The sequence below is a fragment of the Mesorhizobium sp. WSM3873 genome, from assembly GCF_001672445.1.
Classification (GTDB): Bacteria; Pseudomonadota; Alphaproteobacteria; order Rhizobiales; family Rhizobiaceae; genus Mesorhizobium.
Window position 1 is genome coordinate 174,935 of sequence record NZ_LYTM01000003.1, and the last position, 14,658, is coordinate 189,592.

General features: G+C 62.9%; 13 protein-coding genes. 7 read left to right on the forward strand and 6 right to left on the reverse strand.

The window, feature by feature from the left end; genetic code table 11:
- Window positions 1-13: 13 nt before the first annotated feature.
- Window positions 14-1,000, reverse strand: coding sequence for a cobaltochelatase subunit CobS (cobS, locus tag A9K71_RS03485; protein WP_066990333.1), 987 nt, complete (start codon window positions 998-1,000; stop codon window positions 14-16).
- Between the two features lie 123 nt (window positions 1,001-1,123).
- A complete protein-coding gene (locus A9K71_RS03490) occupies window positions 1,124-1,738 on the reverse strand; it encodes a J domain-containing protein (RefSeq protein ID WP_066990335.1) in 615 nt (204 codons plus the stop codon).
- A gap of 145 nt (window positions 1,739-1,883) precedes the next feature.
- Between A9K71_RS03490 and A9K71_RS03495 the strand changes: the two genes are divergently transcribed.
- Window positions 1,884-2,186, forward strand: a complete 303-nt coding sequence (locus tag A9K71_RS03495; RefSeq protein ID WP_066990338.1) for a BolA family protein — start codon at window positions 1,884-1,886, stop codon at window positions 2,184-2,186.
- A gap of 21 nt (window positions 2,187-2,207) precedes the next feature.
- On the opposite strand, the gene A9K71_RS03500 is transcribed toward A9K71_RS03495, so the two are convergent.
- The gene (locus A9K71_RS03500) at window positions 2,208-3,761 is read right to left on the reverse strand and encodes an acetolactate synthase large subunit (RefSeq protein WP_066990340.1); all 1,554 of its coding nucleotides are present in this window, start codon (window positions 3,759-3,761) and stop codon (window positions 2,208-2,210) included.
- A gap of 1,018 nt (window positions 3,762-4,779) precedes the next feature.
- Between A9K71_RS03500 and A9K71_RS03510 the strand changes: the two genes are divergently transcribed.
- The 3 genes from A9K71_RS03510 to A9K71_RS03520 are packed head-to-tail and all read left to right on the forward strand — an operon-like array spanning window position 4,780 to window position 9,632.
- Window positions 4,780-6,729, forward strand: coding sequence for a PrkA family serine protein kinase (locus tag A9K71_RS03510; protein WP_066990342.1), 1,950 nt, complete (start codon window positions 4,780-4,782; stop codon window positions 6,727-6,729).
- Between the two features lie 20 nt (window positions 6,730-6,749).
- Window positions 6,750-8,060 (forward strand): YeaH/YhbH family protein, encoded by a 1,311-nt coding sequence (locus A9K71_RS03515; protein WP_066990345.1) that lies wholly within the window; start codon window positions 6,750-6,752, stop codon window positions 8,058-8,060.
- Window positions 8,061-8,087: 27 nt separating this feature from the next.
- Window positions 8,088-9,632: a SpoVR family protein gene (locus tag A9K71_RS03520; RefSeq protein ID WP_066990347.1), complete on the forward strand. Its 1,545-nt coding sequence runs from the start codon at window positions 8,088-8,090 to the stop codon at window positions 9,630-9,632.
- 60 nt (window positions 9,633-9,692) lie between these two features.
- On the opposite strand, the gene A9K71_RS03525 is transcribed toward A9K71_RS03520, so the two are convergent.
- Genes A9K71_RS03525 through A9K71_RS03535 form a run of 3 tightly spaced genes read right to left on the reverse strand, consistent with a single transcriptional unit; the run spans window position 9,693 to window position 12,312 of the window.
- On the reverse strand, window positions 9,693-10,583 hold the full coding sequence (locus tag A9K71_RS03525; RefSeq protein WP_066990350.1) for a transporter associated domain-containing protein: 891 nt from the start codon (window positions 10,581-10,583) through the stop codon (window positions 9,693-9,695).
- Window positions 10,580-11,701 (reverse strand): 3-dehydroquinate synthase, encoded by a 1,122-nt coding sequence (aroB, locus tag A9K71_RS03530; RefSeq protein ID WP_066990353.1) that lies wholly within the window; start codon window positions 11,699-11,701, stop codon window positions 10,580-10,582. Before aroB ends, A9K71_RS03525 begins: the two co-directional genes overlap by 4 nt.
- Entirely contained in the window at window positions 11,698-12,312 is a 615-nt protein-coding gene (locus A9K71_RS03535) for a shikimate kinase (protein ID WP_066990356.1), read from the reverse strand. The genes aroB and A9K71_RS03535 overlap by 4 nt, the downstream gene beginning before the upstream one ends.
- Before the next feature lie 206 nt (window positions 12,313-12,518).
- Between A9K71_RS03535 and A9K71_RS03540 the strand changes: the two genes are divergently transcribed.
- The 3 genes from A9K71_RS03540 (at window position 12,519) to A9K71_RS03550 (ending at window position 14,645) form a co-directional block, all read left to right on the forward strand.
- Window positions 12,519-12,671, forward strand: a complete 153-nt coding sequence (locus A9K71_RS03540; RefSeq protein WP_066990358.1) for a histidine kinase — start codon at window positions 12,519-12,521, stop codon at window positions 12,669-12,671.
- A 9-nt stretch (window positions 12,672-12,680) separates the two neighbouring features.
- On the forward strand, window positions 12,681-13,595 hold the full coding sequence (locus A9K71_RS03545) for a site-specific tyrosine recombinase XerD (protein WP_066990362.1): 915 nt from the start codon (window positions 12,681-12,683) through the stop codon (window positions 13,593-13,595).
- 99 nt (window positions 13,596-13,694) lie between these two features.
- Window positions 13,695-14,645, forward strand: a complete 951-nt coding sequence (locus A9K71_RS03550) for an acetyl-CoA carboxylase carboxyltransferase subunit alpha (protein WP_066990365.1) — start codon at window positions 13,695-13,697, stop codon at window positions 14,643-14,645.
- Window positions 14,646-14,658: the final 13 nt, after the last annotated feature.

Here is a 14,658-nt window from a genome sequence, read left to right on the forward strand (position 1 = left end):
TCCGGCACGCGCCTTACCCCAGCACCACGTTGGCGGCGCTCTCCGGCAGATCCTCGCCGAAGGCGCGCTGGTAGAATTCGGCGACCACCGAACGCTCCAGCTCGTCGCATTTGTTGAGGAAGGTGAGCCGGAACGCCATGCCGATATCGCCGAAGATCTCGGCGTTCTCGGCCCAGGTGATGACCGTGCGCGGGCTCATCACCGTCGACAGGTCGCCATTGATGAAGGCCGAGCGCGTCATGTCGGCGACGCGCACCATCTTATTGACGATCTCTTTGCCCTTGCTGTCGCGATAGTGCTTGGCCTTGGCCAGCACGATCGACACCTCGTTGTCGTGCGGCAGGTAGTTGAGCGTGGTGACGATCGACCAGCGGTCCATCTGCGCCTGATTGATCTGCTGCGTGCCGTGATAGAGGCCGGTGGTGTCGCCGAGACCCACCGTGTTGGCGGTGGCGAACAGCCGGAAAGCCGGATGCGGGCGTATGACGCGGCTCTGGTCGAGCAGCGTCAGCCGGCCCGACGATTCCAGCACGCGCTGGATGACGAACATCACGTCCGGGCGTCCGGCATCGTACTCGTCGAAGCAGAGTGCGACGTTGTGCTGATAGGCCCAGGGCAGGATGCCGTCGCGAAATTCCGTGACCTGCAGGCCTTCCTTGACGACTATGGCGTCCTTGCCGACGAGATCGATGCGGCTGACATGGCTGTCGAGATTGACGCGCACGCAGGGCCAGTTGAGGCGCGCGGCGACCTGCTCGATATGGGTGGACTTGCCGGTGCCGTGATAGCCCGACACCATGACGCGGCGGTTGTAGGCGAAGCCGGCGAGGATCGCCAAAGTCGTTGCCTTGTCGAACAGATAGTCGGGGTCGATGTCGGGCACGTGCTCGGTCGCCGCCGAATAGGCCGGAACCACCATCTTGGAGTCGAAGCCGAATTTCTCCTTCACCGGCACCGTCGTATCGGGCAGGTTGGCGATGTCGCGATCGACCTTGTTCATCTCTATCAACGTCTCCACGGGCGAAACGCCGCGTTTCGCCGGCAATCGATTTTGTTCGGGGGCGGTCTTAGAGCCTTTTCCAACCTTATGAAAGTTGGAAAACGACATGGACCGTAGGGTCGCTCAGCACAATCCTGCTTGCTTGAGCACGCGATAGGCCTGCAGCACATCGCGGAACCGGTCTTCCGAACCTCTGTCGCCGCCATTCGCATCCGGATGGTGGCGCTTTACGAGTTCCTTATAGCGCGCCTTGATATCCTTGCCAGTCGCCTTTGTATCAAGGCCAAGCGTTTCCAGCGCCTTGGCCTCAAGCGGCTTTGCCTTGCGCTCGCGCACTTCGCGCGTTCCGCCGCCGAACAGATTGAAGGGATCGCGCATGCGGTTGTAGTAGCCTGCACGCCCGGAGCGCTGCTGCGCGAAGTCTGGTGCCGAACGCATGCCGCCGCCATTGGCGCCCATGCGCCAGGTCGGCCGGTGTCCGGTCAGCGCCTCTTTCTGGAAGCGGGCGATCTCGCTGTCCGACACGCCCGAGAAGTAGTTGAAGCTCTTGTTGTATTCGCGCACATGCTCAAAGCAGAAGCGGAAATACTCGCCCTCCTTCAGGCGCCCGACCGGCGCGCGATGCGTACCGGCCTCGCTGCAACCGTCCCACTGGCAGATCGGCGCGCGCGACTTCAGCTCCGCGTCCTTTTCCGGCCGGATGCGAATTTTCTCGAAATATTTGGGATACGGTTTCATCCTTACCCATTTATGGGCTGTTCGCTACCGCGAAACAAGAATTGACATTTCGCCGATGATCGCCCTAACCGCTGAATCGCGGCCTAAAGCGGTCGAAAGCACAGATTTTGCGGCGGTACCGCAGATGTGGTGAAGGGAAGCCCCGATGTCCATACAGTCGACGATGGAAAACAAGCTGAAGGCGGCATTTTCGCCGGAAAGGCTCACCGTCATCAACGAAAGCCATCTTCACGCCGGCCATCACCACGTCGAGCACGGCCACGAGGCCGTTTTCGACGGCACGGGCGAGACCCATTTCCGCGTCCGTATCGTCTCGCAGGATTTTGCCGGCATGAACCGCATCGAGCGCCACCGCGCCGTCAATCGCCTCCTTGCCGACGAATTGAAGGCCGGCGTGCACGCGCTGGCGATCGAGCCTGCAGCACCTGGTGAGAAGACACGCTGGTAAGCGCGGCGGGCCGGGGGCCGCTCAGATCACCGCTTCGATGAGGAACGGGCCCGGACGCGACAGCGCGCTGACGAGCAGCGCGTCGAAGCGCTCGCATGTGTCAGCGCGGGCTGCTTCCACCCCCATGCCGGCTGCCAGCGAAACCCAGTCCAGAGCCGGCTGATCAAGGTCGAGCATTCGCCTGGCATTCTCGCCGATCGCGTTCACCCCGACATTGCGCATCTCGCCGTGCAGGATGGCGTAGCTCCGGTTGGAAAAGACGATCGTCACCACGTCGAGCTTTTCCCGCGACTGGGTCCATAATCCCTGCACCGTGTACATGCCGCTGCCGTCCGCCTCCAGATTCAGCACCTTGCGGCCAGGACAGGCGATGGCCGCGCCAGTCGCCATTGGAATGCCGCCGCCGATCGATCCGCCTGTGCCCATCATGTAATCGTGCGGGGCGGCAAAGGCCGAGAGCGCAAAATAGCGCCGCGCCGAGGTGACGGCCTCGTCGCAGACGATCGCATTCTCCGGCAGCTTCCGGGCTACCGAAAGTGCAACCGCGTCGTCCGTCAGCTTGCCGCGCGGGGCCGGCTCATTGGGAAAGGCCGTGGCGACGGGCACCGGCTGCGACGGTTTGATGCCCAGTTCGTCGCGAAGCGCAGCGAGTGCCGCCTTCAAATTCTCGCCATGCTCGGCCAACGACATCACTTCACAGCCTTCGCTCACAAGCCGGCCCGGCTTTCCGGGATAGGCAAAGAACGCCACCGGTTCCTTGGCTCCGACGAGGATCAGGAGATCGATGTCGGCAAGGAGGGTGCGCGCGGCGTCGATCGGATATGGAACGCGGGTAGGCGCAACGCGGCCCCGGCCGCGCTGCATCCGGGCGATCAGAACGTCGCTGAACAGCCGGACATCCGAAACCGCCGATATCTGTCCGGCGATTTCCAAGGCATCCTCACGCGCGGCCTGCCCACGCAGGATCATGCCGACGCGACCGGGCGCGGCGCGAATGGCCCCGGCAATCTTGCGCACGATAGCTGCGTCGACCGGAGGCGGCGCCGCAAGCTCCACCTTGGCCGCCAGGAGCGGACTGGCCTCTCCCCACGCCGCGTCCGCCGGCAGGATCAGCGTAGCGATGCCGGGAGGCGTCAGCGAAGCGCGAAAGGCCGCCTGCGCGGCCGGCGCGATGTCGGCCGGACCGGCGATGCGGCGGACCCAGTTCGACATCGGCGCGGCGAGACCTTCAATGTCGCTGGTGAGCGGCGCGTCGAGCGGCAGGTGATAAGAGGCATGGTCGCCGACGATGTTGATCATCGGCACGCGGGCGCGCCGGGCATTGTGGATGTTGGCCAGGCCATTGGCCAATCCGGGGCCGGTGTGGAGCAGCGTCGCAGCCGGCCGGTCGGTCATCCTGGCGTAGCCGTCGGCGGCACCCGTCACCACGCCCTCGGCAAGACCGAGCACGCAGCGCATCTCCGGCTTGCGGTCGAGCGCGGCGACGAAGTGCATTTCCGAGGTACCGGGATTGGCGAAGCAGACATTCACGCCGTTCGCCAGCAGCACATCGCAAAGCACATCGGCGCCATTCATCGCGTTCCCTCTCGTCCGATTGCCCCCGGATAATTGAGCCGACAAGTCTTCATGCCGCAATGTCCGGTCAACGACTTTGAGGTGATCCAGTTTCTGGACTGCCGGCGCGTTCAGGCGACCGTCGCCTTCAGGACAGCCATGACGGCGGCAGTCAGCGCATCGCCGTTCTTCCCGAAGCGGTGGTTGATCGCCATATGCCATGGGCGCCGCCGTCGAATAGGGCGACTTTGGTTCCCCGGCCCGTAGCCGGGCCGCGAGATCGTGGGCCGCGGCTGCATGGGCCGGCGCGCGCCGCCGCCCCGGGGGGCACCATGGAACATTTGCCTGATCTGGTGGTTTGATGCAGGCCCGGCCCTTGCCTCGTCCATGCTGGGCGGATTGCTAGTCGGACCGGCGAACCGATGCCCTCGGCCGGCGCTTCCGAACGGTGACCACCAATGAGGAAGACGTATCGACCTCCAGCCGCGCCGCCCAATGGGCGCTCAAGCCGTTCGGAACCTCTGCGCCTGTTTCCGGCAATTGCACTGGCGGTACTCCTTTCGGCTCCGGCGGCTGCGCATCAGGCGCCCAAGGGCTGGCAGTATGACAGCTCATGCTGCTCGGGAATGGACTGCTACCAAGCACCCGCGGCCGACGTGAAGGAAACGAAATATGGGTACCAGCTCTCCACCGGAGAGCTCATTCCCTACTCCGATCGTCGGATCAGGCGTTCGCGTGACGAGTTCTTTCACGAGTGTAAGCCCGGAGGCGACGCGAATTCTCAGCATTCCTTCTGCCTCTACGTTCCCGACCACGACATGTGAGTGGAAAACCTAAGATTTTCCTTGAAGCTCTCCCGGCCATCACCACCTAATCATCATGGGTGAGCATTCCGTCCGCATCGGGTGCTGTGAGTCGTCAATGCCCGATTGCAGGCGCTCTCTCTCATATGAGGGAACCACAATGCTTTCCGGCAGTTGAATACGAGACGAGCCGACTGGCCGACTGGCAACCAGAGCGGCTCTGAGGGCAGAATATCATGCGAGAGAACCAATCCGACGTCTTCGATCTGTTTTCGGAGATATATTCCAACGCGGCCCAGGAAGAGATGAGCCTCCAGCAGTATCTGCTTGGCTGCCGCGAAGACAAATCCATGTATGCCTCGGCGCCCGAACGAATGGTCGAGGCCATCGGCGAGCCCAATCTGGTCGACACCAGCAAGGATGAGCGGCTCGGGCGCATCTTCTCGAACCGGACCATCAAGGTGTACCCCTCCTTCTCCGATTTCTACGGAATGGAGGATACGATCGAGCGCATCGCCGGATATTTCCGTTATGCCTCGCAGGGCCTCGAGGAGCGCAAGCAGATCCTGTACCTGCTCGGGCCGGTCGGCGGCGGCAAGTCCTCGCTTGCCGAACGGCTGAAGAAGCTCATGGAACAGCGCCCGATCTACACGCTGAAGGTCGGCAACCAGATCAGCCCGATTTTCGAATCGCCGCTTGGCCTTTTCCATCCCGATCGGATGGGCGATCTGCTGGAAGACAAATACGGGATAGCCCGCCGCCGCCTGAATGGGCTCATCTCGCCTTGGGCGGCCAAACGACTCGACGAACTGTCCGGCGACATTTCCAAATTCAGCGTGGTCAAGCTGTCGCCGTCGCGTCTGCGTCAGATCGCCATCGCCAAGACCGAGCCCGGCGACGAGAACAACCAGGACGTCTCGGCCCTGGTCGGCAAGGTCGACATCAGGCAGTTGGAACATTTCAGCCAATCCGATCCGGATGCCTATTCCTACAGCGGCGGCTTGAACCGGACGACGCAGGGCCTGCTCGAGTTCGTCGAGATGTTCAAGGCGCCCATCAAGGTCCTGCACCCGTTGCTGACGGCAACCCAGGAAGGCAGCTACAACGGCACCGAGAATTTCGGCTCCTTCCCCTATCAGGGCATCGTCGTTGCCCATTCCAACGAATCGGAATGGCAGCAATTCAAGAACAACAAGAACAATGAGGCCTTCCTCGACCGCATCCTTGTGGTCAAGGTTCCGTATTGCCTTCGCATCACCGAAGAGAGGCAGATTTACGAGAAACTTCTGCGCGAGAGCGATCTGGCGAACAGTCCCTGCGCGCCAGAAGTGCTGGACATCCTCAGCCGTTTCACCGTCTCGACCCGGCTTGCCGAGCACGAGAACTCGCCGCTCTACACCAAGATGCGCGCCTATGACGGCGAGAACCTCAAGGAGATCGACCCGAAGGCGAAGTCGGTCCAGGAATATCGCGATGCCGCCGGCGTCGACGAAGGCATGACCGGGGTCAGCACGCGCTTCGCCTTCAAGATTCTGTCGCAGACTTTCAACTACGACACCAAGGAGGTCGCAGCCGATCCCGTGCACTTGATGTACATCCTCGAGGAGGCGATCAAACGCGAGCAATTCCCGAAGGAAACCGAAGCCGCGTACCTCGAGTTCATCAAATCGGAACTTGCAGCGCGCTACGCCGAGTTCATCGGCCACGAGATCCAGAAGGCTTACCTGGAATCGTACAGCGAGTACGGCCAGAACCTTTTCGACCGCTACATCGCCTATGCCGATGCCTGGATCGAGGATCAGGACTACAAGGATCCCGATACCGGCCAGATCCTCAATCGCGAGGTCCTGGACAAGGAGTTGTCGCAGGTTGAAAAGCCGGCCGGCATCGCCAATCCCAAGGATTTTCGCAACGAGGTGGTCAAGTTCACCTTGCGCGCCCGGGCGCGCAACCATGGCCGCAATCCGTCCTGGACGAGCTATGAAAAGCTTCGCGAAGTGATCGAGAAGCGCATGTTCGGTCAGGTCGAGGATTTGTTGCCGGTGATCAGCTTCGGCTCCAAGCAGGACAGCGTCACCGAGAAGCGGCACAACGAATTCGTGCAGCGGATGGTGGAGCGCGGCTACACTCAGCGGCAGGTGCGCCGGCTGGTCGACTGGTACATGCGCGTGAACAAGGCTGGCTGAGCAAAGCCCGAAGGGTTCGCATGCCGATCTTCATCGACCGCCGCCTGAATCCGAAGGACAAGAGCCTGAGCAATCGCCAGCGCTTCCTCAAGCGCGCTCGGGAAGAGCTCAAGCGCAGCATCCGCGACCATGTCCGGACAGGCCGCATCGCCGAGGTCGACCGCGAGCATGCCGTGCCGATGCCCCGCAAAGGCACCAGCGAACCGACCTTCAGCGACGCCAGGGACAGCGGGCAGCGCCAGCACATACTGCCCGGCAACAAATCGTTCAGTCCCGGTGATCTGATACCCAAGCCTGGCGGCGGCGGCACTGGCTCTTCGGCGCCGGGAACCAAGCAATCCGAGGATGACTTTCGCTTCGTGCTGTCGCGCGAGGAAGTGCTCGACCTCTTCTTCGAAGATCTCGAACTGCCCGATCTGGTCAAGCTCAATCTCAAGCAGATACTGAGCTTCAAGCCAAGACGGGCGGGCTTCACGGCAAGCGGGGCGCCGACCAACGTCAATGTCGGACGCACCATGCGAAACAGCCACGGCCGCCGCATCGCGCTCAGGCGTCCCAAGCAGGCGGAGCTGGACGCCATCTCAACGCAGATCGCCGAGTTGGAAGCGAAGCCGCCAACCGAGGCAACGCGCGAACGCATCGCTGCTCTGCGCGAGGAAGTTGATCGGCTTGAACGCCGGCGCAGGCGGATCGCCTATGTCGATCCGGTCGACATTCGGTTCAACCGCTTCGACCCCCAGCCGGTGCCGAATGCCAGCGCCGTCATGTTTTGCCTGATGGACGTGTCGGGATCCATGGGAGAGCGCGAGAAGGATCTGGCCAAACGGTTTTTCGTGCTGCTGCATCTGTTCCTGACGCGGCGCTACGAAAGGACGGACATCGTTTTCATCCGCCACACCCATGAGGCCAAGGAGGTGGATGAGCACACCTTCTTCTACCACACCGAGAGCGGCGGTACCGTCGTCTCGACGGCGCTTGAGGAAATGCACCGCATCATAGAGCAGCGCTATCCGGTCGCGGAATGGAATATCTATGCCGCTCAGGCTTCCGACGGCGACAACTTCGCCACCGATTCCGAGCGCTGCATAGAACTCCTCGACCGCAAGCTCATGCGCCTCTGCCAGTATTTCGCCTATGTGGAAATCATCGACGAACGCGAAAGCCACATTTTCGGCTCCACCGAGAACGGAACGTCGCTCTGGCGCGCCTACAACGCGGTCGACGGAAAGTGGCCGAATTTTCAGATGAGGCGCATCGCGGCTCCCGCCGATATCTATCCGGTCTTTCGCGAGCTCTTCGCAAGGCAGCCTAGTCTGCGCAAGAGTGCGTGAGAACGCGGGCGGATGGGACATAGGCCGATGGTCAATCAGGCGCGCAAATCCGAACTGTTATTTTCCGGGTCGGACTGGGATTTTGCGAAACTGTCTCGGGTCTACGACGAGATCGAGGCGATCGGGGTCGAAGAGCTTCACCTCGACATCTATCCGGTGCAGATGGAGGTCATTTCCTCCGAGCAGATGCTCGACGCTTATTCCTCGGTCGGCATGCCGCTGATGTATCGGCATTGGTCGTTCGGCAAGCATTTCCTTTACAACGAGCTTCTCTACCGCAAGGGCGCGCGCGGTTTGGCCTATGAACTGGTCATCAACTCCAACCCTTGCATCGTCTACCTCATGGAAGAAAACACCATGGCCTTGCAGGCCCTGGTGACCGCCCACGCCGCGCTTGGCCACAACCATTTCTTCAAAAACAATCATCTCTTCCGGCAATGGACGGACGCCGGAGGCATCCTGAGCTATCTGGACTTCGCCAAGGGCTACATCGCCCGATGCGAGGAACGGCATGGACTGCAGGCCGTCGAGGCGGTGCTCGATGCCGCCCACGCGCTGATGGAGCAAGGCGTGTTCCGCTACCATCGGCCGCCGAAGCTGTCGTCGGAACAGCAGCGCGAAGGCCTTCGCGAGCGCCTCGAATATGAGGAGCGTTCCTACAATGATCTGTGGCGCACGCTGCCGACCGCGCAGGACAAGAACAAGCCGGAAGCAGGGGACGAAAGCTTGGCCGAGCGGAAGAAGTCGCTCAATCTGCCCGAGGAAAACCTGCTCTACTTCCTCGAGAAGAACAGCCTGGTGCTTGAGCCCTGGCAGCGCGAGATCATCAGGATCGTGCGTGTGATTGCGCAATATTTTTACCCGCAGCGGCAAACCCAGGTGATGAACGAAGGCTGCGCCACCTTTGTGCACTACACGTTGATGAACATGCTTTTCGATCGCGGCCGCATTAGCGAAGGCGCCATGCTCGAGATATTGCGAAACCATTCGAACGTGGTTTTCCAGCCGGCCTATGACGATCCGCGTTATTCCGGGATCAATCCCTATGCGCTGGGCCTCGGCATGATGCAGGACATCCAGCGCATCTCGACCGAGCCAACCGCAGAGGACCGCGACTGGTTTCCGGACATCGCCGGCCGTGGCGACTGGCGCGACACCTTGCTGGATGCATGGGCCAACCACCGTGACGAATCCTTCATCCGCCAGTATCTGAGCCCCGCTTTGATCCGGAAATGGCGGCTTTTCGTGCTGGCCGACGGCGCCGACGAACCGCATTACGAGGTCGCGTCGATCCACAATGAGCGCGGCTACAGCAAGATACGGTCCGCGCTTGCCCGAAGCTACGATGTGGGGGCGAGCCGGCCCGACATCCAGGTGGTCGACGTGGATCTTCTGGGAGACCGGCATTTGCGGCTGCAGCACAAGGTCAAGGACGGCATCCAGCTAGAGGACGAAAGCCGCGACGCGACCTTGCGCCACATCCGGAGCCTTTGGGGTTATGACGTCAGCCTGGCGGCAATGGATGCCGAAACCGGCGCCGTGCTCAGCGAGCGCTCGACCAAGGAACTTTGAGCACCGGAGACGCAGGAAGCCGCCCTTTGCAGGCCGGTCTCACCTGAAGATCGGCACACCCTAACCTTCGCCGGCGGGCCGGATCCTCAACCTTGCTATGCGGTTCTTGTCGCGCTTCATCACCACGAAACGCTTGCCGTGGAAGGTGAAGGCCTGCTTCTCGTCTGGGATCGTCTGCGTCTCGTGGATGACCAGGCCGGCGATCGTCGTCGCCTCCTCGTCCGGCAGATCCCAGTCGAGCGCCCGATTGAGGTCGCGAATCGCCACCGTGCCGTCGACGACGACCGAGCCGTCGGCCTCCTGCTTGACGCCTTGCATGTCGACATCGTGCTCGTCCGCGATCTCGCCGACGATCTCCTCGATGATGTCTTCCAGCGTCACCAGCCCTTCCATCTCGCCATACTCGTCGACGACGATGGCGAAATGCGCCTTGCGCCGCAGGAAGGCGTTGAGCTGATCCTGCAAGGTGGTGGTGTCGGGCACGAACCATGGCTTCGACGCGATCTTTGTCACGTCGATCTTGGAAAAGTCGTTGCCGACCTCGTTGAGCGCCCGCAGCAGATCCTTGGCATGCAGCACGCCGACGATGTTGTCGAGCGAGCCTTTCCAGAGCGGCATGCGGGTATGCGGGCTCTGCAGAATCTCGCGCACCACCATTTCCGGCGGATCGTCGGCGTTGACCGAGCGCATGTTGGTGCGGTGGACCATCACGTCCGAAACCTCGAGCTCCTCGAGTTCGAAAAGCGCGCCCAGCCGGTTGCGATCCTCGCGCGCCTGCCCGTTGCGGCGGGTCTCGTCGCCGTTCTCGTCCGGCTCATCCTGCTCGGGCTCCGTCGGTTCGATCGGCCGCAGACTGTAGCCGAGCGCCGCGAAGAGCCGCGTGCGCAAGAGAAACGCCAGCACGATCACGGCGGCAAGGACGGCTGCGGCGATCCAGCCGAAGTCGATCATCCGGGATGGCTCGCCTTGAGGAAGGACAGCACTTCGGAGGGCGGCACGTCCTTGGCGATAAAGGCCTGGCCGACGCCACGCGTCAGGATGAAGGTAAGCGCGCCGCGCGACACCTTCTTGTCCTGGGTGATGAAGCCAAGCAGCGTCTCGGCATCCGGCAGTTGGCCCGCTATGTCGGCCATCCGCCAGGGCAGGCCGACGGCGCGAAGGTGCGCCTCGACGCGCTCCGCGTCGTCCGGGCTCGCCAGATTGAGGCGCGCGGAGAAGCGGTGCGCCAGCGCCATGCCGATCGCGACCCCCTCGCCATGGACGAGACGGGCACCGTCATAATTCGTGGCGGCTTCGAGAGCATGCCCGAATGTGTGGCCGAGATTGAGCAGCGCCCGGTCGCCGGTCTCGAACTCGTCGCGGGCGACCACATCGGCCTTGGCGCGGCAAGCCTCGGCGATGGCTTCGGTCCGCTCCGGGCCGCCGGCGAACACCTTTTGCCAATTCTCCTCCAGCCAAGCGAAGAAGCCGGGACGGTCGATCAGCCCGTATTTGGCGAGCTCGGCATAGCCGGCGCGGAATTCGCGGATCGGCAAAGTGTCGAGCACGCCGGTATCGGCAAGCACCAGTTTTGGCTGGTTGAAGACCCCGACCAGGTTCTTGCCGCGCGCGCTGTTGATGCCGGTCTTGCCGCCGACGGATGAATCGACCTGCGCCAGCAGCGATGTCGGCACCTGCACGAAGTTCATCCCGCGCCGCACGATGCCGGCGGCGAAGCCGGCAAGATCGCCGATGACGCCCCCGCCAAGTGCCACGACGACATCGCGCCGTTCGAGCTTGGCGGCGAGCACGCCGTCGACGACCTCCTCGAGGTGGGTAAAGCTCTTGGTCTTTTCGCCGGCCGGCAGGGTGATGACGGCGGCCTCGATGCCGCCTTTTTCAAGGCCGGCCTGCAGCGTTTCGAGATGCGCTGCGGCGACGTTCTCGTCGGTAACGATGGTCGCGCGCGTGCCGGGAAGGCGGCCTGCGATTTCGGTTCCTGAGCCGGAAAGCAGGCCGGGCCCGATAAGTATGTCATAGGCACGGTCGCCGAGCCCGACCTCGACCTTCACCGGTTCGGTATGGCTCACGGCTCCACCTCGTCGTCGCTGGTGGCGATTGGCGCGATCCCGAGGTAAGCGCAAAGCGCGCATACCACCTCGCTGGCGATGACTTCCTTACGGTCGTCGCGGGTCGAAACCGTGAGGTCGGCGGTGGCATAGACCGGGTAGCGCTCGCTCATCAGCTTCTCCAGCACGCCGCGCGGATCCGGATTCTTCAACAGCGGCCGGTTCTGCTTTTTCGAAACCCGCTCCATCAGGAGATCGAGATCGGCCTTCAGCCAGACCGAGACGCCATGCGCCTCGATCGCCTCGCGCGTCTGCGCATTCATGAAGGCGCCGCCGCCGGTCGAAAGCACCTGCGGGCCGTTTTCGAGCAGACGCAAGATGACCCGCTGCTCCAGTGCCCGGAACTCGGGTTCGCCATAACGCTCGAACAGCTCCGGCACGGTCATGCGCGAGACGCTCTCGATCTCCTGGTCGCTGTCGATGAAGGGCAGCGAAAGCATGGTCGCCACCTTGCGGCCGATTGCGGTCTTGCCGGCGCCCATCAGGCCGACGAAGACGATCGAGCGGCTGCCGAGCCGCTCGAGCAGCGCGACACGGCCTTCGTCCGGCGGATTTGCTGGCAGCGCGTTCATGCGGAACCCTCTTTGCGCCGTATCGACATCAAAAGCCTGTTTGCGTCAAGCAGGCCACCGCAGGCAGGCCAGATCGCCCCTCTTCCGTCGAGAAGCTTCCTCGACAAATCTTCTGCCCCAGCCCTTCGTCCTTGAATTGGCCGGAATGGCGTCCCATAAGGGCACAGGGTTTGGAATCGCAGAACAAGAAGACGGGCGAAGACTGAATGCCGACATTGTTTCGCTTTGTCGTGACGCTGGCGGTTCTTGCAGGCGTCGCTTATGGCGCGATGTTCGCGCTGGCGATGTTCGTGGAGCCGAAAAAGGCCGAAATGAGCGTGCGCATTCCCGCGGAAAAGCTCAATCCGAAGAAGAACTGACCCGGCCAAATGAACAGCACGGCCCGCATCGAAGCCTTTCTGGAGATGATGAACGCCGAGCGGGGTGCGGCCGAGAACACGCTTTCCTCCTACCGCCGCGACCTCGAAGACGCCTCCGAAGCTATCGGTGGCGGGCTGGCCGGAGCGGCAGCTGCCGACATCCGCGCCTATCTCGACGACATCGCGGCGCGTGGCTTTGCGCCGACCTCGCAGGCGCGCAAATTGTCGGCGATCCGCCAATTCTTCAAATTCCTCTATGCCGAGGGCCTGCGCGGCGACGACCCGACCGGCACGCTGGACAGCCCGAAGAAGGGCCGGCCGCTGCCGAAGACCATGACCGAGGCTGAGACGGGCCGCCTGGTCGACCGCGCGGCCGAGGAGGCGGGCGGGGCCGCGCCCGACGGCGACCGGTTGGCGGCGCTGCGCCTGCACGCGCTGGTCGAGGTGCTCTATGCCACGGGCCTGCGCGTTTCCGAGCTTGTCGGTCTGCCGGTGACGGTGGCGCTGCGCGACGACCGTTTCTTCATGGTGCGCGGCAAGGGCGACAAGGAGCGCATGGTGCCGCTGTCGGCCAAGGCGCGCGCCGCGATGCGGGCGTGGCTTGCCGCCAGGGCGGGGGTGCCGGCCTATGCCGACAGCCCGTTCCTGTTCCCAGCCTCTTCCGACAGCGGTCATCTCTCCCGGCAGGTTTTCGCACGCGATCTCAAAGGCTTGGCGGCGCGAGCCGGCATCGCCGCGACCAAGATCTCGCCGCATGTCCTGCGCCACGCCTTCGCGAGCCATCTCCTGCAGAACGGTGCGGATCTCAGGGCCGTGCAGCAACTGCTTGGCCACGCCGATATCTCCACCACGCAGATCTACACTCATGTGCTGGAGGAGCGGCTGGTGCGGCTGGTCAACGATCATCATCCGCTTGCCGACTAGGCTTCATATCGCTATGTGAGGGCGACGTTCCACCGCCCGGAGCCAGCATTTCCAGGGTTCCGCCAGCCATTGCCTTCCGACGGATCGGTCCGCCCCAGCATGTATAATTACCTCGATTTCGAAAAGCCGGTGCAGGATCTGGAGCTCAAGATCCTTGAGCTGAAGAAGCTCGCGGAGAACGGCGAGGCGGTCGATGTCGCCGACGAGATCGGCAGGCTGGAGAAGCGTTCGCGCGATGCGCTGCGCGATCTCTACAAGGCGCTCACCCCTTGGCAGAAGGTCCAGGTGGCCCGCCATCCGGACCGGCCGCACTGCCTCGACTACATCAAGGGCTTGTTCAGCGATTTCACGCCGTTGGCCGGCGACCGCAATTTCGGCGACGACCAGGCGATCGTCGGCGGTTTTGCCCGTTTCCGCGGCGAGCCGGTGGCGGTGATCGGCCAGGAGAAGGGCTCCGACACGGCAAGCCGCATCAAGCACAATTTCGGTTCGGTACGGCCCGAGGGGTACCGCAAGGCGGTTCGGCTGATGGAGCTTGCCGACCGCTTCAACATTCCGCTTTTGACGCTGGTCGACACCGCCGGCGCCTATCCCGGCGTCGGCGCCGAGGAGCGCGGCCAGGCCGAGGCCATTGCGCGCTCGACCTCAGCCTGCCTGGCGCTCAAAGTGCCGTCGATCTCGGTGGTCATCGGTGAAGGCGGCTCCGGCGGCGCCATCGCGATCGCCACCGCCAACCGTGTCTACATGCTGGAACACGCCATCTATTCGGTGATCTCGCCCGAGGGCGCGGCCTCTATTCTTTGGCGCGACACCACCCGTTCCAAGGACGCCGCGACCAACATGAAGATCACCGCCCAGGATCTTCTCGAAATGAAGATCATCGATGCCATCGTTCCCGAGCCGATGGGCGGCGCCCAGCGTGCGCCGGAAACGGTGATTGCCGCCACCGGCGACCTGATCGCCAAGACGATGAAGGACTTTGCCGGCGCCAACACCGATTTCCGCGAGCAGCGCCGCGAGAAATATTTAGCGATGGGCCGCAGCCTTTAATGCATGTCGCACA